The organism is Cupriavidus sp. TMH.W2 (genome assembly GCF_050847365.1).
Taxonomy (GTDB): Bacteria; Pseudomonadota; Gammaproteobacteria; order Burkholderiales; family Burkholderiaceae; genus Cupriavidus.
Genome location: NZ_CP193792.1, coordinates 188,349 through 205,516 on the forward strand (window position 1 = coordinate 188,349; position 17,168 = coordinate 205,516).

General features: G+C 68.8%; 18 protein-coding genes. All 18 read left to right on the forward strand.

Annotated elements, in window-relative coordinates; genetic code table 11:
• Positions 1 to 71 precede the first annotated feature (71 nt).
• The 18 genes from ACREYQ_RS00870 to ACREYQ_RS00955 all read left to right on the forward strand — a co-directional run bounded on the left by ACREYQ_RS00870 (position 72) and on the right by ACREYQ_RS00955 (position 17,012).
• Complete coding sequence (locus tag ACREYQ_RS00870; protein ID WP_432258938.1) at positions 72 to 728, forward strand: 2-hydroxychromene-2-carboxylate isomerase; 657 nt, start codon at positions 72 to 74, stop codon at positions 726 to 728.
• Positions 725 to 1,411 carry an HAD family hydrolase gene (locus ACREYQ_RS00875; RefSeq protein ID WP_432258939.1) on the forward strand — a complete coding sequence of 229 codons (687 nt, stop codon included), beginning with the start codon at positions 725 to 727 and terminating at the stop codon, positions 1,409 to 1,411. The genes ACREYQ_RS00870 and ACREYQ_RS00875 overlap by 4 nt, the downstream gene beginning before the upstream one ends.
• Complete coding sequence (locus ACREYQ_RS00880; RefSeq protein WP_432258940.1) at positions 1,408 to 1,845, forward strand: YchJ family protein; 438 nt, start codon at positions 1,408 to 1,410, stop codon at positions 1,843 to 1,845. Before ACREYQ_RS00875 ends, ACREYQ_RS00880 begins: the two co-directional genes overlap by 4 nt.
• Positions 1,842 to 2,519: a glutathione S-transferase family protein gene (locus ACREYQ_RS00885; protein WP_432258941.1), complete on the forward strand. Its 678-nt coding sequence runs from the start codon at positions 1,842 to 1,844 to the stop codon at positions 2,517 to 2,519. Before ACREYQ_RS00880 ends, ACREYQ_RS00885 begins: the two co-directional genes overlap by 4 nt.
• A gap of 60 nt (positions 2,520 to 2,579) precedes the next feature.
• Entirely contained in the window at positions 2,580 to 4,187 is a 1,608-nt protein-coding gene (locus tag ACREYQ_RS00890; protein ID WP_432258942.1) for a carboxyl transferase domain-containing protein, read from the forward strand.
• A 31-nt stretch (positions 4,188 to 4,218) separates the two neighbouring features.
• Complete coding sequence (locus ACREYQ_RS00895) at positions 4,219 to 5,115, forward strand: dienelactone hydrolase family protein (protein ID WP_432258943.1); 897 nt, start codon at positions 4,219 to 4,221, stop codon at positions 5,113 to 5,115.
• A gap of 47 nt (positions 5,116 to 5,162) precedes the next feature.
• Positions 5,163 to 5,951 (forward strand): enoyl-CoA hydratase/isomerase family protein, encoded by a 789-nt coding sequence (locus ACREYQ_RS00900; protein ID WP_432258944.1) that lies wholly within the window; start codon positions 5,163 to 5,165, stop codon positions 5,949 to 5,951.
• 411 nt (positions 5,952 to 6,362) lie between these two features.
• A complete protein-coding gene (gene bioA / locus ACREYQ_RS00905; RefSeq protein ID WP_432258945.1) occupies positions 6,363 to 7,775 on the forward strand; it encodes an adenosylmethionine--8-amino-7-oxononanoate transaminase in 1,413 nt (470 codons plus the stop codon).
• On the forward strand, positions 7,765 to 8,979 hold the full coding sequence (gene bioF, locus ACREYQ_RS00910) for an 8-amino-7-oxononanoate synthase (protein WP_432258946.1): 1,215 nt from the start codon (positions 7,765 to 7,767) through the stop codon (positions 8,977 to 8,979). The genes bioA and bioF overlap by 11 nt, the downstream gene beginning before the upstream one ends.
• Positions 8,976 to 9,713 (forward strand): dethiobiotin synthase, encoded by a 738-nt coding sequence (gene bioD / locus ACREYQ_RS00915; protein WP_432258947.1) that lies wholly within the window; start codon positions 8,976 to 8,978, stop codon positions 9,711 to 9,713. The genes bioF and bioD overlap by 4 nt, the downstream gene beginning before the upstream one ends.
• Positions 9,714 to 9,731: 18 nt before the next feature.
• On the forward strand, positions 9,732 to 10,754 hold the full coding sequence (gene bioB / locus ACREYQ_RS00920) for a biotin synthase BioB (protein ID WP_432258948.1): 1,023 nt from the start codon (positions 9,732 to 9,734) through the stop codon (positions 10,752 to 10,754).
• A 72-nt stretch (positions 10,755 to 10,826) separates the two neighbouring features.
• Positions 10,827 to 12,845 carry an acetyl/propionyl/methylcrotonyl-CoA carboxylase subunit alpha gene (locus ACREYQ_RS00925; protein WP_432258949.1) on the forward strand — a complete coding sequence of 673 codons (2,019 nt, stop codon included), beginning with the start codon at positions 10,827 to 10,829 and terminating at the stop codon, positions 12,843 to 12,845.
• Between the two features lie 88 nt (positions 12,846 to 12,933).
• Entirely contained in the window at positions 12,934 to 13,875 is a 942-nt protein-coding gene (locus tag ACREYQ_RS00930) for a 2-hydroxyacid dehydrogenase (RefSeq protein WP_432258950.1), read from the forward strand.
• A gap of 37 nt (positions 13,876 to 13,912) precedes the next feature.
• Positions 13,913 to 14,848, forward strand: coding sequence for a hydroxymethylglutaryl-CoA lyase (locus ACREYQ_RS00935; protein ID WP_432258951.1), 936 nt, complete (start codon positions 13,913 to 13,915; stop codon positions 14,846 to 14,848).
• Positions 14,849 to 14,889: 41 nt separating this feature from the next.
• Positions 14,890 to 15,390 carry a YbaK/EbsC family protein gene (locus ACREYQ_RS00940; RefSeq protein ID WP_432258952.1) on the forward strand — a complete coding sequence of 167 codons (501 nt, stop codon included), beginning with the start codon at positions 14,890 to 14,892 and terminating at the stop codon, positions 15,388 to 15,390.
• Entirely contained in the window at positions 15,387 to 15,815 is a 429-nt protein-coding gene (locus tag ACREYQ_RS00945) for a thioesterase family protein (protein ID WP_432258953.1), read from the forward strand. Before ACREYQ_RS00940 ends, ACREYQ_RS00945 begins: the two co-directional genes overlap by 4 nt.
• Before the next feature lie 10 nt (positions 15,816 to 15,825).
• Positions 15,826 to 16,086, forward strand: coding sequence for a DUF1289 domain-containing protein (locus ACREYQ_RS00950; RefSeq protein ID WP_010813277.1), 261 nt, complete (start codon positions 15,826 to 15,828; stop codon positions 16,084 to 16,086).
• A complete protein-coding gene (locus ACREYQ_RS00955; protein WP_432258954.1) occupies positions 16,083 to 17,012 on the forward strand; it encodes an MBL fold metallo-hydrolase in 930 nt (309 codons plus the stop codon). Before ACREYQ_RS00950 ends, ACREYQ_RS00955 begins: the two co-directional genes overlap by 4 nt.
• The last annotated feature ends 156 nt before the right edge of the window (positions 17,013 to 17,168 follow it).

Below are 17,168 nucleotides of genomic sequence, written 5' to 3' on the forward strand. Positions count from 1 at the left end.
TGAGGGGCGTGCCGCGCAGGCGTCACGCCTTCCTGAAACCGGACCTGCAACCACAAGAATAGGGCCCCGACATGACCGCAGCGATCGACTTCTACTTTGATTTCTCTTCGCCGTACGGCTACTTTGCCAGCACCCGCATCGACGACCTGGCGCAGAAGTACGGGCGCATCGTTGCCTGGCATCCCATCCTGCTGGGCGTGGTGTTCAAGACCACCGGCGCCTCGCCGCTGCCGCAGCTGCCGCTCAAGGGCGACTACTCGTGGCGCGACTTCGAGCGCACCGCGCGCTTCCACGGCATCGAATACAAGCGCCCCACGCATTTCCCGCTGCCCACCACGCACGCCGCGCGCGCCATGCTGTGGCTGCAGAACCATCATGGCGACGACATTGCCGCGGCCTTTGCCAGGTCGGTGTACCGCGCACTGTTCGTCGACGACATCAATATTGCCGAGCCGGCCGAGATCATCAAGCTGGCCGAGCCGCTGGGCGTCGACGTGCAGGCGCTGGATGCCGGCGCCACCAGCTACCAGATCAAGGACCAGCTCAAGGCCGAGATCGACGTGGCGATGGCCAAGGGCGTGTTCGGCTCGCCCTTTGTCATCGTCGACGGCGAGCCGTTCTGGGGCTTCGACCGCTTCGACCAGGTCGAGGCCCACCTGAAGGGCCGCCGCCAGACTGAACTCCGGGCCGTGCCCAACCCGGACACCAAGGAAAAGAAACCCGCATGACTGCAGTAACCCGTGGCCATTCCGGCCGATTCGATTGCGTGATCTTTGACTGCGACGGCGTGCTCGTCGACAGCGAGCCCATCGTCAACCGCGTGCTCAACCAGATGCTGAACGAGCTCGGCATCGAGATCTCTCTGGAAGACTCCACGCGCCTGTTCCTGGGACGCGCCGTGCGCGAGGAGCTGGACATGATCGCGCGCATGCGCGGCGCGCCGCTGCCCGAGAACTGGCTGTCGACCTGGCTGGCACGCCGCAACGCGGTGCTGGAAGAGGAAGTCGCGGCGGTGGCGCACGTGCGCGAGGCGATCCGCGCGGTCGCCGCGACCGGCATGCCGGTGTGCGTGGCTTCGGGCGCGGACCGTATCAAGGTCAAGCTGCAGCTGACCAAGACCGGGCTGGTGGAACTGTTCCAGCAGGATGAGCGCGAGCATATCTTCTCGGCCACCGAAGTGGCGCGCAGCAAGCCCGCGCCCGATGTGTACCTGCTGGCCGCGCGCACCATGGGCGTCGAGCCCGCGCGCTGCGCCGTGGTGGAGGACAGCCCGACCGGCGTGACCGCGGGCGTGGCCGCCGGCATGACCGTGTTCGGCTACGCCGAGCGCAACGATGCCGCGCTGCTGCGCGAGGCCGGTGCGCACACCATCTTCACCGATATGCGCGACCTGCCGGAGCTGGTGAGATGACGGCGAAGGCGGCACGCCGCCTGCCCAAGGCCGGTCCCGTGCCGTGCCCCTGCGGCAATGCGGACTATGCTGCCTGCTGCGGCCGCTTTCACCGCGGCGAGGCGCTGCCGCCCAACGCCGAGGCGCTGATGCGCTCGCGCTACAGCGCCTATGTGCTGAACGACATGGAATGGCTGCGGCAGACCTGGCATGCGTCCACCTGCCCGGCCGACCTGGTGCCCGACACCGCCACGCGCTGGCTGGGGCTGACGGTCAAGGCGCATGCGCAGCAGGACGACACGCATGCCGAAGTGGAATTCGTGGCGCGCTACAAGGTGGGCGGGCGTGCCTGGCGTCTGCATGAGCGCAGCCGCTTTGTCTGCGAAGCGCGAGCGCCCGGTGAGGCGCCGCGCTGGCTTTATGTGGATGGTGACATGATCGGGGAGGCACCATGAGCGTCGAGAAGCGGAAATTGCCTGAATACCTGCTGTATTGCTTTGCCCAGTCCGGCAATGCCTACAAGGTGGCGCTGCTGCTGGAAACCGTCGGCGTGCAGCGCGGCCAGCAGTTGTGGCAGCCGCGCTTTGTCGATTTCTTCAACGGCGAGACCCGCACGCCCGAGTACCGCGCCATCAATGTGATGGGCGAGGTGCCGGTGCTGGAATTCGCCGGCCAGCGCCTGTCGCAGTCCGGCGCCATCCTGGAAACCCTGGCCACGCGCCTCGATGCCTACGGCGCGCGCGACGAGGCCGAGCGCGCCGAGGTGCTGCGCTGGCTGCTGTTCGACAACCACAAGTTCACCTCGTACACCGCCACCTACCGCTTCATGCGCAACTTTGCCAAGGCGCCGGACCCGGCCGTGCTGGAGTTCTTCCGCGCGCGCTGCGAAGGCGCGTGGAACGTGCTCAATACGCACCTGGCCGGGCGCGGCTTCCTGCTGGGCGAGCGCACCACCATCGCGGACTTCTCGCTGGCGGGCTACGTCTTTTTCGATGACGAGATCGGCGTGCACTGGCGCAAGGAGTATCCGCATATCCACGCCTGGACCGAGCGTATGCGCGCATTGCCGGGATGGAAGCATCCCTATGACCTGATGCCCGGGCATCCGTTGCCGAAGGCAGCAGGCTGAGCTCTGCCGCAGGCGGGACGGCATAAGGCGGCACCAACAAAATCTAGCAGGAAGACCGAGATGCCTACGCTGGAAACCAAACTCAATGCCCGCTCGGAATCCTTCAAGGCCAACGCCGAGGCGATGCAGGCCCTGGTGACCGACCTCAAGGCCAGGATCGCGAAGCTGGCCGAAGGCGGCGGCGAAGACGCGCGCAACAAGCACCTGTCGCGCGGCAAGCTGCTGCCGCGCGAGCGCGTGCAGCAACTGCTCGATCCGGGCACGCCGTTCCTGGAGCTGTCGCAGCTGGCCGCGTACGACATGTACGACAATGCCGCGCCCGGCGCCGGCATCATCACCGGCATCGGCCGCGTGGCCGGCCAGGAATGCGTGATCGTCTGCAACGACGCCACCGTCAAGGGCGGCACCTACTACCCGCTGACGGTGAAGAAGCATGTGCGCGCGCAGGAGATCGCCGAGCAGAACAACCTGCCGTGCATCTACCTGGTGGATTCCGGCGGCGCCAACCTGCCCAACCAGGACGACGTGTTCCCCGACCGCGACCACTTCGGCCGCATCTTCTACAACCAGGCCAACCTGTCCAGGCAGGGCATCCCGCAGATCGCGGTGGTGATGGGCTCCTGCACCGCGGGCGGCGCCTATGTGCCGGCGATGAGCGACGAGTCCATCATCGTCAAGAACCAGGGCACCATCTTCCTGGGCGGCCCGCCGCTGGTGAAGGCCGCTACCGGCGAGGAAGTCAGCGCCGAGGACCTGGGCGGCGCCGACGTGCATACCCGCCTGTCCGGCGTGGCCGACTACTTCGCGCAGAACGACCACCATGCGCTGAGCCTGGCGCGCAATATCGTGCAGCACCTGAACCGCCGCAAGCCGGACCAGATCCGCCTGCACGAGCCGGTGGAACCGCTGTACCCGGTGCAGGAGCTGTACGGCGTGATCCCCACCGACACGCGCAAGCCCTACGACGTGCGCGAGGTGATCGCGCGCATCGTCGACGGCTCCGAGTTCGACGAGTTCAAGGCGCGCTACGGCACCACGCTGGTGTGCGGCTTCGCGCGCATCTGGGGCTACCCGGTCGGCATCATTGCCAACAACGGCATCCTGTTCTCGGAGTCCGCGCTCAAGGGCGCGCACTTCATCGAGCTGTGCTGCCAGCGCAAGATCCCGCTGGTGTTCCTGCAGAACATCACCGGCTTCATGGTGGGCCGCAAGTACGAGAACGAAGGCATCGCCCGCAACGGCGCCAAGATGGTGACCGCGGTGGCCACGGCGCAGGTGCCCAAGTTCACGGTGATCATCGGCGGCTCGTTCGGCGCGGGCAACTACGGCATGTGCGGGCGCGCGTATTCGCCGCGCTTTCTGTGGATGTGGCCGAACGCGCGCATCTCGGTGATGGGCGGCGAGCAGGCCGCGAGCGTGCTGGCCACGGTGCGCCGGGATGGTATCGAGGGCAAGGGCGGCAAGTGGAGTGCGGAGGAGGAAGAAGCCTTCAAGCAGCCGATCCGCGACCAGTATGAGCACCAGGGGCATCCGTACTACGCCAGCGCGCGCTTGTGGGACGACGGCGTGATCGACCCGGCCCAGACGCGCACGGTGCTGGGGCTGGGCTTGTCGGCCAGCCTCAATGCGCCGATCGACGACATGAAGTTCGGCGTGTTCCGCATGTAATCCCGGCCACGCCATTACTGCCTTCCACCCCATGCGCAGCGCCGCCCGCCTGCTTCGCAGCCTCGCCCTGGTCACGGCGCTAGCCATGCTGGCGCCGCTGTGCGGGCATGCGCAGACGGCGAACGGCAACGGCCACGCGGCGCCGCGCTTGCGCTTCCAGGAGCAGGTGGTGATGCTGCCCAAGGCGGCGATCCCGTCGCGCATCGACCTGGAGGCCACCGTATTCAAGCCGGCCGGCGAAGGGCCGTTTCCGCTGGTGGTGATCAACCACGGCAAGGCCCCGGGCCGGCCCGGCATGCAGGGGCGCGCGCGCTTTCCGGCGCAGAGCGTGGAATTCCTGCGCCGCGGCTACGTGGTGGTGCTGCCGATGCGGCAGGGCTTTGCGCGCTCGGGCGGCGCCTACGTGGGCGGCAGTTGCGACATCGAGACCAACGGCATGATGCAGGCCGACGATGTCGTCGCCACGCTCGACTTCATGGCCACGCTGCCCTATGTGGACATGGAGCGCATTGTCGTGATCGGCCAGTCGCATGGCGGGCTGACCACGATGGCCTTCAGCACCATCGGCTATCCGGGGGTACGGGGCGTGGTTAACTTTGCCGGCGGGCTGCGCAACCTGAACTGCCCGGACTGGGAAGAGCGCCTGGTCGATGCCTTCGGCAACTACGGCAGCCTGGCGCGCTACCCGTCGCTGTGGGTCTACGGCGACAACGACAGCTACTGGCCGGTGCCGTTGCCGGGCCGCATGTTCAACGCCTTCAAGGCGCGCGCCACCGGCCCCGCCGCCAAAGCCAGGCTGATCGACGTGGGCGAGTTCGGCGCGGACTCGCACCGCCTGTTCAGCGCGCGCGAAGGCATCCCGGTGTGGCTGCCGGAGGTCGGCAATTTCTTCCGCGCGCTGGGGCTTCCATTCGACACTGGCACCTGAGCGACACCTGAACCGCACCACACAACTATCCGCCAACGGAGCGAACCATGGATTTCACTGCCCTGACCGTCAATATCGCCAGCCACGTTGCCACCGTCACGCTGAACCGGCCCGATGTGCGCAACGCCTTCAACGAGACCGTGATTGCCGAGCTGACCGGCGCCTTCCGCGCGCTCGGCGACATGGACGAGGTGCGCGCCATCGTGCTGGCCGGCAACGGCCCGGCCTTCTGCGCCGGCGCCGACCTGAACTGGATGAAGAAGATGGCCGGCTACTCCGACGACCAGAACCGCGCCGATGCGCTGACGCTGGCGCAGATGCTGCACACCATCTGGTCGTGCCCGCGCCCGGTGATTGCGCGCATCCAGGGCGACACCTACGCCGGCGGCATGGGCCTGGTGGCCGCCTGCGATATCGCGGTGGCCGCCGAGCACGCGCACTTCTGCCTGTCGGAAGCGCGCCTGGGCCTGCTGCCCGCCACCATCAGCCCGTATGTGATCCGCGCGATGGGCGAGCAGGCCGCGCGCCGCTACTTCATCACCGCCGAACGCTTCGACGCGGCCGAGGCGCTGCGGCTGGGCTTTGTGCACACGGTGGTGCCGGCCGAAGCCCTGGACGCCAAGGTCGCCGAACTGGCGACCGCGCTGGTGGCCAACAGCCCGAATGCCGTGCGAGAGAGCAAGCGGTTGGTGCAGGACATCTCGGGGCGCGTGATCGACAACGATCTGCTGGCCGATACCGCGGACCGGATTGCGAAGATCCGGGCGTCGGACGAGGGGCGTGAAGGGGTGAAGTCGTTCCTGGAGAAGCGCTCGCCGTCGTGGCGGCCGGCTTGATGTCTCTGGCTCGCCGCTGGTTTTCTCCCCTCTCCCGCGCGCGGGAGAGGGGCCGGGGGTGAGGGCAGGCACTGGCAGACTGACACGCTTCACTTCGTTGATGCTCCGGCCCTCACCCCAGCCCTCTCCCGCACGCGGGAGAGGGAGCTCCGCAGCAGCATGGGGCAGCACACCGCACGGAAAAAAGACTTTGCGTGGAGATCGCAGCACGCTAGCGACAAGAACAAGGCTTCATCCCGATAACGTCCGCCAAGTTACGCTAATACGCCGGTAACCTGGAAATCCCACCGTCATTGCCATCCTGGAAGATACCTTCCTAACATGACCCTCCCAAACCTGTCCGCCACCATCGCACTGCCCGGCCTCGCCGGCAGCGGCGCCCGCGCGGACGGTCAACAAAGGAGGGCTATCTTGGATCACCTGTCCCTTTCCCCAGGCAGCGGCGCGCCGGCACTTGGCCAACGCAGCCGCAACGCCGTCTGGCACCCCTGCACGCGCCTGCGTCCCGACGACGATGCGGTGCCGCTGGCGATTGTGCGAGGCGTTGGCCCGTGGCTGCACGATGCCGGCGGCCGCCGCTATTTCGACGCCACCAGCTCGTGGTGGGTCAACCTGTTCGGCCATGCCAATCCGCGCATCAACGCCGCGCTGGCAAAGCAGCTGGAGACGCTTGAGCACGTGATGCTCGCCGGCTGCACCCACGCCCCGGCGGTGGAGCTGGCCGAGCGCCTGTCGGCGCTGACCGGCGGCGCGCTCGGCAATGTCTTCTACGCCTCGGACGGCGCCTCGGCGGTCGAGATCGCGCTGAAGATGAGCTTCCATTACTGGCGCAACACCGGCCTGCCGGCCAAGCGCGAGTTCGTCTGCCTGCGCCACGGCTACCACGGCGAGACCGTGGGCGCGCTGGCGGTGACCGATGTGGAAGTCTTCCGCGATGCCTACGATCCGCTGATCCGCCGCGCGCATGTGGTGATGTCGCCGGACGCACGCCAGGCCGCGCCCGGCGAATCCGCTGCGGACGTGGCTGCCCGCGCCCTGGCCGAGCTGGAAACGCTGCTGCGCGAGCGCGCCGGCCAGATCGCCGCGCTGATCGTCGAGCCGCTGGTGCAGGGCGCCGCCGGCATGGCGATGCATGACCCGTCGTATCTCGACGGCGCGCGCGCACTGTGCGACCGCTACCGCGTCCACCTGATCGCCGACGAGATCGCGGTCGGTTGCGGGCGCACCGGCACCTTCTTCGCGTGGGAGCAGTCGCGCGGCGACGAAGCCCCGTTGCCTGCGCACCTGTGGCCCGACTTCCTGTGCCTGTCCAAGGGCATCAGCGGCGGCTACCTGCCGCTGTCGCTGGTGCTGTCGCGCCCGGAAATCCAGGGCGCCTTCGTCGCCGACGAACTGGCGCGCAGCTTCCTGCATTCGCATTCGTACACCGGCAACCCGCTGGCCTGCCGCGCCGCGCTGGCCACGCTGGACCTGTTCGCGCAGGACGACGTGCTCGCGCGCAACCGCGAGCGCGCGCACTGGCTCGCCGACGGCATGGCAGCGCTGGCCGCTGACGCGCGCCTGGGGCAGGTGCGCCAGCGCGGGCTGATCTGGGCCGCGGATGTGCGCGATGACGTTGCCGGCGCCGACTTTGCCGCGCGCTTCCACCACGCCGCGCGCGAGCGCGAGCTGCTGGTGCGCCCGATCGGCAATACGCTGTATGTGATGCCGCCCTATATCTTCGATGCCGCACAGGCGCGCTGGCTGGGCGAGCAATTGCTGGCCACGCTCGACGATGTGACTACCGATATGAACACGAGCGGGGAGGTACGCCATGCTGCTTGAACAACTGAAGCAGGCCGCCGAACAGCGCCACGCGCTGGCCCTGACGCGCCGCCGCCGCATCGCGCACACCGCCTGCGCGCCACACCAGGCCGTCGGCGAGGACGGGTCCGGGCCGGAATCGCTCCTGACCTTCTGCAGCAACGACTACATGGGGCTGGCCAGCCACCCGGACGTGATCGCCGCGCTGGTGGAAGGCGCGCAGCGCTACGGCGCGGGCAGCGGTGCCTCGCACCTCGTCAGCGGCCATTCGCTCGCGCACGCGCAGCTGGAGACCGAGCTGGCGCGCTGGCTCGCGCCCCATATCCCGCAGGCGCGCACGCTGTATTTCTGCACCGGCTACATGGCCAACATGGCGGTGCTGACCGCGCTGGGCACGGCGGGCGCGACGCTGTTCTGCGAATCGCTCAACCATGCCTCGCTGATCGATGGCGCCCGGCTGGCGCGCGCCGACGTGCAGCGCTACCCGCATTGCGATGCCGCCGCGCTGGAAGCGCTGCTGGCGTCCAGCACCAGCGAACGCAAGCTGATCGTGACCGACAGCGTGTTCAGCATGGACGGCGATGTCGCGCCGCTGCGCAAGCTGCTGGAACTGGCCGAGCGCCATGACGCGTGGATCATCGTCGATGATGCGCACGGCTTCGGCGTGCTGGGCGAGCAGGGCCACGGCGCGCTCGAGGCGCTGGGCCTGTCGTCCGAGCGCTTCATCTATATCGGCACGCTCGGCAAGGCCGCGGGTGTGGCGGGCGCCTTCGTTGCCGCGCACGAGACCATCATCGAACACCTGGTCAACACTGCGCGGCCCTATATCTACACCACGGCCGCGCCGCCGGCGGTCGCGCATGCGCTGCTGGCCAGCCTGGCCATCATCGAAGGCGAGGAGGGCCGGCAGCGCCGCGCGCAACTGGCGCGCTGCATCGCCATGCTGCGCAAGGGGCTGGCCCGGCTCGCCACGACGGCGGGCTGGACGCTGGGCGACAGCGAGACCGCGATCCAGCCGCTGATCGTCGGCGACAACGGCGCGTCGCTGGCGCTGTCGGCCGCGCTGGAGGCGGATGGCATCCGCGTCGGCGCGATCCGGCCGCCGACCGTGCCCGAGGGCACCGCGCGGCTGCGCATCACGCTGTCGGCGTCGCACACCGAGGCGGATGTGCGGCGCCTGCTGGATGCACTGAGCGCCGCGGTGGCGCAGCAGGAGGCCGCATGAGCACGCGCCAGCCTTTCGCCTGCTTTGTCACCGGCACCGATACCGGCATCGGCAAGACCCACGCCAGCGCCACGCTGCTGCACGCGCTCCATGCCGCCGGCTGCCGCACCGCGGGCATGAAGCCCGTGGCCAGCGGCAGTGAGTGGCGCGACGGCCACTGGCACAACGACGACGTGGCGCAGCTGCGCGCCGCCAGCTCGGTGGCGGTGCCGCTGGGGCAGACCTGCCCGTTCCTGCTGCGCACGCCGTGCTCGCCGCACCTGGCCGCCGCGCACGAGGGCGTGCGCATCACGCGCGCGCCGATCCGCATGGCCTTCGACGCGCTGCGCCGCCAGGCCGATGCCGTGGTGGTGGAGGGCGTGGGCGGCTTCAACGTGCCGCTGGACGCCGGCGCCGTGCGCTGGAACACCGCCGACCTCGCGGTGATGCTGGCGGTGCCGGTGGTGATGGTGGTCGGCATCCGGCTTGGCTGCCTGAACCACGCCGTGCTGACCGCCGAAGCCATCCGCGCGCGCGGCCTGCCGCTGGCCGGCTGGATCGCCAACCGGGTCGACCCGGACATGCTGCTGGCCGACGAGAACATCGCCACGCTGCACGCGTCGCTGGACGCGCCTTGCCTGGGCGAATTGCCCTGGCAACTGGCGCCTGCCGCCGCCGCGGACCGGCTCGACCTGGCGCCGCTGTTCGCCGCCACCACCCAATACCAGGCCGAGGCCGCCGGCCTTGCTGCCTGAACCAGAATCCCACTGATCATGACCCAAGCTCACACCGTTACCACCATCTCCGCCGAATCGCTGCGCCAGACCGCGCGCCAGCATGCCCTGCCCGAGGATGCCGCCTGGCGCGTCGATGACGTCGCCGCGCTGTTCGCGCTGCCGTTCAACGACCTGCTGTTCCGCGCGCAGCAGGTGCACCGCGAGAACTTCGACGCCAACACCGTGCAGCTGTCCACGCTGCTGTCGATCAAGACCGGCGGCTGCGAAGAGGATTGCGGCTACTGCCCGCAGAGCGCGCACCACGACGCCGGCGTGAAAGCCGAGAAGCTGATGGCGCTGGACGAAGTGCTGGACGCCGCGCGCGCGGCCAAGGCCAACGGCGCCACGCGCTTCTGCATGGGCGCCGCCTGGCGCAGCCCCAAGGACCGCCACCTGGAGCCGGTGATGGACATGGTGCGCGAAGTGAAGGCCATGGGCCTGGAGACCTGCGTCACGCTGGGCATGCTCAAGGCCGAGCAGGCGCAACAGTTGAAGGATGCCGGGCTGGACTACTACAACCACAACCTGGATACCTCGCCCGAGTTCTACGGCAAGATCATCACCACGCGCACCTACCAGGACCGGCTGGACACCATCGGCCATGTGCGCGACGCCGGCATCAACGTCTGTTGCGGCGGCATCGTGGGCATGGGCGAATCGCGCGAAGCGCGCGCCGGCCTGATCGCGCAGCTCGCCAATATGGACCCGTATCCGGAGTCGGTGCCCATCAACAACCTGGTGCAGGTCGAGGGCACGCCGCTGGCGGGCACCGAGGCGCTGGACCCGTTCGAGTTCGTCCGCACCATCGCCGTGGCACGCATCACCATGCCGCGCGCCATGGTGCGCCTGTCCGCCGGCCGCGAGGCCATGGACGAAGCGTTGCAGGCGCTGTGCTTCATGGCTGGCGCCAATTCCATTTTCTACGGCGAAAAGCTGCTGACCACCGGCAACCCGCAGGCCGACCGCGATCGCGCCCTGCTGGCCCGTCTCGACATCCGCGCAGAGGGTTACGCGGGATAACGATGCGGAAATGACCCGTTGGACAGCTCGCCGCCGTAAGATCCCGATAACAGGGATAACAAGGAGGGAGCGATGTTCAGCAAGATCCTGATCGCAAACCGTGGCGAGATCGCCTGCCGCGTGGCCGCCACCTGCCGCCGGCTCGGCATCCGCACCGTCGGGGTGTATTCGGATGCCGACGCCGAGGCGCGGCACGTCGCCTTCTGCGACGAGGCCGTGCATATCGGCGGCGCGGCCGCGCGCGACAGCTACCTGCGCGCCGACCACATCATCGAGATGGCGAAGGAGACCGGCGCCCAGGCCATCCACCCGGGCTACGGCTTCCTGTCCGAGAACGAAGCCTTTGCCGAGGCCTGCGCCGCGGCGGGGCTGGTCTTCATCGGCCCGCCCGCGTCGGCCATCCACGCGATGGGCAGCAAGAGCGCGGCCAAGCAGTTGATGGAGAAGGCCGCGGTGCCGCTGGTGCCGGGCTACCACGGCGAGGACCAGGATCCGGCGCTGCTGCGCCGCGAGGCCGACCGCATTGGCTATCCGGTGCTGCTCAAGGCCAGCGCGGGCGGCGGCGGCAAGGGCATGCGCGTGGTCGAGTCGGGCGATGGCTTCGAGGCCGCGCTGGCCTCGGTCAAGCGCGAGGCGTCGGCCAGCTTCGGCGACGACAAGGTGCTGGTGGAGAAGTACCTGACGCGCCCGCGCCATATCGAGATCCAGGTGTTCGCCGATACCCACGGCAACTGCGTCTACCTGTTCGAGCGCGACTGCTCGGTGCAGCGGCGCCACCAGAAGGTGCTGGAAGAAGCCCCGGCGCCGGGCATGACGGACGAGCGCCGCCGCGCCATGGGCGAAGCGGCCGTCGCCGCCGCCAAGGCGGTGGGCTATGTCGGTGCAGGCACGGTCGAGTTCATCGCCAACCAGGACGGTTCGTTCTATTTCATGGAGATGAACACGCGCCTGCAGGTTGAGCATCCGGTCACAGAGATGATCACCGGGCAGGACCTGGTCGAATGGCAGCTGCGCGTCGCCGCCGGTGAAGCGCTGCCGCTCGCGCAGGAGCAATTGCGCATCGACGGCCATGCGCTGGAAGCGCGTATCTACGCCGAGAACCCCGACAAGCAGTTCCTGCCGTCCACCGGCACGCTGCGCTTCCTGCGCACGCCCCCGGCGGTGCAGTTCATGCGTGGCGGCGATGCGCATGGCCCCGCCGGCATCCGCATCGACGCCGGCGTGCGCGAGGGCGACACCATCAGCCCGTTCTACGACCCGATGATCGCCAAGCTGATCGTGTGGGGCAAGGATCGCGACGAGGCGCTCGCGCGCATGCGTCAGGCATTGGCGGCCTACCACGTGGTTGGGCTGTCGACCAACGTGGCCTTCCTGCAGCGACTGGTGTCGTCTGAAGCCTTCCGCACGGCGGATCTTGACACCGGCCTGATCGAGCGCAACGAGAAGGTCCTGTTCCCGCCGCCGGCGCCGGTCGGCATGGAGATCATCGCGCTGGCGGTGGCGGCGCTGCTGGACCGCGAGACGCGCGAGCGCCGCATCGACGCCGCCGACCAGCATTCGCCGTGGACCCATGGCGGGGCGTGGCGGCTGAATGGCGGCGTGTCGCGTACGCTGCGGTTCGGCTATGGCGATCACGTGCTCGACGTGACGTTGAACACCAACGAACGCGGCAGCACGCTGATCTATGCGGACCAGGCCACGCCTTTTGCCTGTACCTGCCAGGCCGACGATATCCGTATCAACCTCGGCACGCGGCGCGCGCATGGGCAGGTGCATGCGGATGGCGAAAGCTTTCACGTCTTCTATGCCGGGCGGCATGTGAGCCTGGCGTGGCTCGATCCGCTCGCGCATGCCGGCGAGGCCGAAAGCGAGGGCGGCAAGCTGACTGCGCCAATGCCCGGGAAGGTGATTGCGGTGATGGTCGAGGCTGGCTGCGCGGTCACGCGCGGGACGCCGTTGCTGGTGATGGAGGCGATGAAGATGGAGCACACCATCAGTGCGCCGGTGGATGGTGTGGTGAGTGAGGTGCTTTTCGGGGTTGGGGAGCAGGTGGCGGAGGGGGCGCAGCTTCTGGCGTTCGAGGGGAAGTAGGGGCGGGTTTTGGCTTGTCGCCATGCGGTCGGTGTGCGGCTCTGCCAAAATACCCTTTTCACCCCACCAGAATTCCCCTGGAGACAAAATGAAGTTGCAGTTGTACGTCCCCGATGGCCGCTACGATCCCTGGATCGCAGGCTTCGCCGAGGCACTGCCCGAAGCCCGGTGCGCGACGTGGGAGGACAGCCGTGGCGAACCGGCCGATTACGCCGTGGTCTGGCGCCCGCCCGTGGAGATGCTGCGTGGCCGGTCCGACCTGAAGGCGGTCTTCAACCTGGGCGCCGGGGTCGACGGCATCCTGCGCCTGCGCGATGAGGCGCCGGATGCCTTGCCTGCAGGCGTGCCGATCGTGCGGCTGGACGATGCCGGCATGGCCGCGCAGATGGCGGAGTACGTCGCCCATGCGGTGCTGCGCTATTTCCGCAAGCTCGATGCCTACGAGGCCCAGCAGCGCGCGGGCAACTGGAAGTTCCTCAAGCCGCATCGCCGCGCCGACTTCACCGTCGGCGTGATGGGGGTGGGCACGCTCGGCACGCATATCGCCCGCACGCTGGCGGGCTTTGGCTTCCCGGTGCGTGGCTGGAGCCGCACCGCGCGGGTGATCGAGGGCGTGAGCGGCTTTTATGGCGATGCCGGGCAGGCGCCGTTCCTCGACGGCCTGCGCGTGCTGGTCAATGTGCTGCCGCTGACGCCGCAGACCGAGAACATCCTCAACGCCGGGCTGTTCGCGCGGCTGGCGCGGGGCGCGTATGTGATCAATGTCGCGCGCGGGCAGCACCTGGTCGAGGAAGACCTGCTTGCCGCGGTGCAGTCGGGGCAGGTCGGCGGCGCCACGCTCGACGTATTCCGCACTGAGCCGTTGCCCGCCGAACACCCGTTCTGGCAGGAGCCGCGCATCACCATCACGCCGCATATCTCGGCGCTCACGCTGCGCGAGGACAGCATCACGCAGATCGCCGGCAAGATCCGTGCGTTGCGCGCGGGCCAGCCGATCGCGGGCGTGGTCGATGTGCAGCGGGGCTACTGAGCGCCCCGACCGGAACGAACCAACACAGGAGACAGCCATGACCATGCCGAACTACGTGAAGATCGTTGAAGTCGGCCCGCGCGACGGCCTGCAGAACGAGAAGGCGATGGTGCCGACCGAGGTCAAGGTGGCGCTGATCAACCAGCTCACCGATGCCGGTTTCGTCAATATCGAGGCCGCGTCGTTCGTGTCGCCCAAGTGGGTGCCGCAGATGGCCGATGGCGCCGAGGTGATGGCGCGCATCCAGCGCCGCGCGGGTACGCTGTACTCGGCGCTGACGCCGAACATGAAGGGATTCGAAGGCGCGATCGACGCTGGTGCCGACGAGGTGGTGATCTTCGGCGCGGCCAGCGAGGCGTTTTCGCAGAAGAACATCAATTGCTCGATCGCCGAATCGATCGCGCGCTTTGCGCCGGTGGCCGCCGCCGCCAGGGAAAAGGGTGTGCGCCTGCGCGGCAGCATCTCGTGCGCGCTGGGCTGCCCGTACCAGGGCGAGGTGCCGGTGCATGCGGTGGTCGACGTGGTACGGCGCATGCGCGAGCTGGGTTGCGACGAGATCGATATCGCCGACACCATCGGCGTGGGCACCCCCGTGCGTGTGCAGGAAGTGATGCGCGCCGCGGCGGCGGAATTTGCGCTGGACCGCCTGTCGGGCCATTTCCACGATACCTACGGGCAGGCGCTGTCCAATATCCTGGCCAGCCTGGAAGTGGGCGTCTCGATCTTCCATGCGTCGGTGGCGGGGCTGGGCGGTTGCCCGTACGCCAAGGGCGCGACCGGCAACGTGGCGACCGAAGACGTGCTGTACATGCTGCACGGCATGGGCATCCACACCGGGATCGACCTGGAGGCGGTGGTGCGCACCGGCGACTACATCTCGCAGGCGCTTGGCCGTGCCAACAGCTCGCGCGTGGGCAAGGCCCTGCTGACCAAATGGGCGGCCGCCAGCGATGCGGCGCCTGCCTGTGCGTGAGTGCGTACCAGGCGCGGGCCACGGAACAAGGAGAAAAACGCATGACGGTGAAGGACGAAGCGCTGCCCGAATCCGCGCAGCGCGTGGCGGACCTGCTGGCCGGACTCGGCCACGACCGGCCCGTGGTGATGCTGCCGGCCACCGGCAAGACCTCGGCCGAGGCCGCGGCGGGGCTGGGCTGCAGCGTGGCGGAGATCGCCAAGTCCATTATCTTCCGGCGCGTGGCCGACGATGCGCCGGTGCTGGTGATCGCCAGCGGCAGCAACCGTGTAGACGAGTCCAAGGTGGCCGCGCGCGTGGGCGCGTTGGGCAAGGCCGATGCGCGCTTCGTGCGCGAGAAGACCGGCTATGCCATCGGCGGCGTGTGCCCGATCGGCCATGCGGTGGCGCCGGTGATGCTGCTGGACCAGGACCTGTTCCAGTACGAGAGCCTGTGGGCTGCCGCCGGCCATCCGCATGCCGTGTTCAACCTGACGCCGCACCAGCTGCAGCAGATGACCGGCGCGGAAGTGGCCGACGTCGCGGCAGGATCGGCAGCATGAGCCCGGACCTGCGCCCCGGCCTGACCTTCAGCTGGCAGTACACGGTGCCGCCCAAGGCCACGGTGCCGCGCCTGTACGACGATATCCCGGGCTGCCCCGAGATGCCCGACGTGCTGGCCACCGGCTATCTGGTCGGCATCATGGAGTGCGCCTGCCTGCAGATGCTGCGCGAACACCTGGACTGGCCGCGCGAGCAGTCGCTTGGCACGCTGGTCAGCTTTTCGCACCTCGCGCCGACGCCGCCGGGCATGACGGTGACGGTCAGGGGCGAACTGGTCGAGGTGGACGGGCGCCGCCTGCGCTTCCAGCTGAGCGCATGGGACGGCGAGGACAAGATCTCCGAGGGCGTGCACGAGCGCCACCTGATCGACGCCGGCCGCTTCAATGAGAAGGTGGCGGCCAAGGCCGCGCGCGCGGCAGGCTGAGCGCTGTCCGATGGCCACCATGCCCACGCCCGTCCCTTCCGCGGCTGAACTGGCGGCGCAAGCCGACCTCGCGCTGCGCGCGTCGCCTGTGCCTTCGCCGTGCCGCAACATTTGCCACATGGACCCGTTCAGCGGCTACTGCGCAGGTTGCCTGCGCACGATCGACGAAATCGCCGGCTGGTCCTCGGCCAGCGACGAAGACAAGCGCCACGTGTGGGCGCAACTGCCGCAGCGCGCCGCTTGGCTCGCGGGCGAGGAGGCATCCCCTTGAGCGAACCACCGGTCCCGCGGTTGCCGGCCACCATGCGCGTGTTCGAGCGCGGCTGGCTGTCGGCCAACAATATCCTGTTTGCCGATGGCGACGATACGGCGCTGGTCGACACCGGCTACGTCACCCACGCGCCGCAGACGGTAACGCTGGTGGCGGCGGCCCTGCAGGGCCGGCCGCTCGCGCGCGTGATCAATACCCATCTGCACTCCGACCACTGCGGCGGCAACGCCGCGCTGCAGGCGCGCTGGCAGCCGCGCACCGCGATCCCCGCGGCCGAGGCCGCAGCCGTTGCCGCGTGGGATACGGAGGCGCTCAGCTACAAGGCCACCGGCCAGGAGTGCGACCGTTTCACCTTCGACAGCGTGCTGAACGACGGCGACACGCTGCGCCTGGGCGGCATGGACTGGCAAGTGGTGGCCGCCCCCGGCCATGACCCGCACGCGGTGATGCTGTTCGCCCCGGCCGGGCGCATCCTGATTTCCGGCGACGCGCTGTGGGAGAACGGCTTTGGCGTGATCTTCCCCGAGCTCGACGGCGAAAGCGGCTTTGCCGAGCAGGCGGCGGTGCTGGAGCGCATCGCGCAACTGGACGTGCGGCTGGTGATTCCCGGCCACGGCCGGATGTTCACCGACGTGGCGGCGGCGCTCGAACGCGCGCGAGGGCGCCTGGGCTACCTGAGCGCCGATCCCGCACGCAATGCCAGCCATGCGGTCAAGGTGCTGGTGAAATTCAAGCTGCTGGAACAGCAGCGCATGACGCAGGAGGCGCTGGTGGCATGGATGGAGGCCGCGCCGCTGATGGTGCGCATGCGCGAGCGCTTCATGCCGGGGCAGGCGATGGCCGAGATCTGCGCGCAGACCGTGCGCGCGCTGGCGGGAGTGAAGGCGCTGGCGGTGGAGGGGGAGTGGGTGGTGAACCGGGATTGAGTGCTAGTGCCCCGCCGGTTTGCTCCCCTCTCCCGCGTGCGGGAGAGGGGCAGGGGGTGAGGGCAGGGGGTGGCATACCGACAAGCCTGACTTCGTCGACGCGCCCGCCCTCACCCCAACCCTCTCCCGCAAGCGGGAGAGGGGGCACCCAGTTGG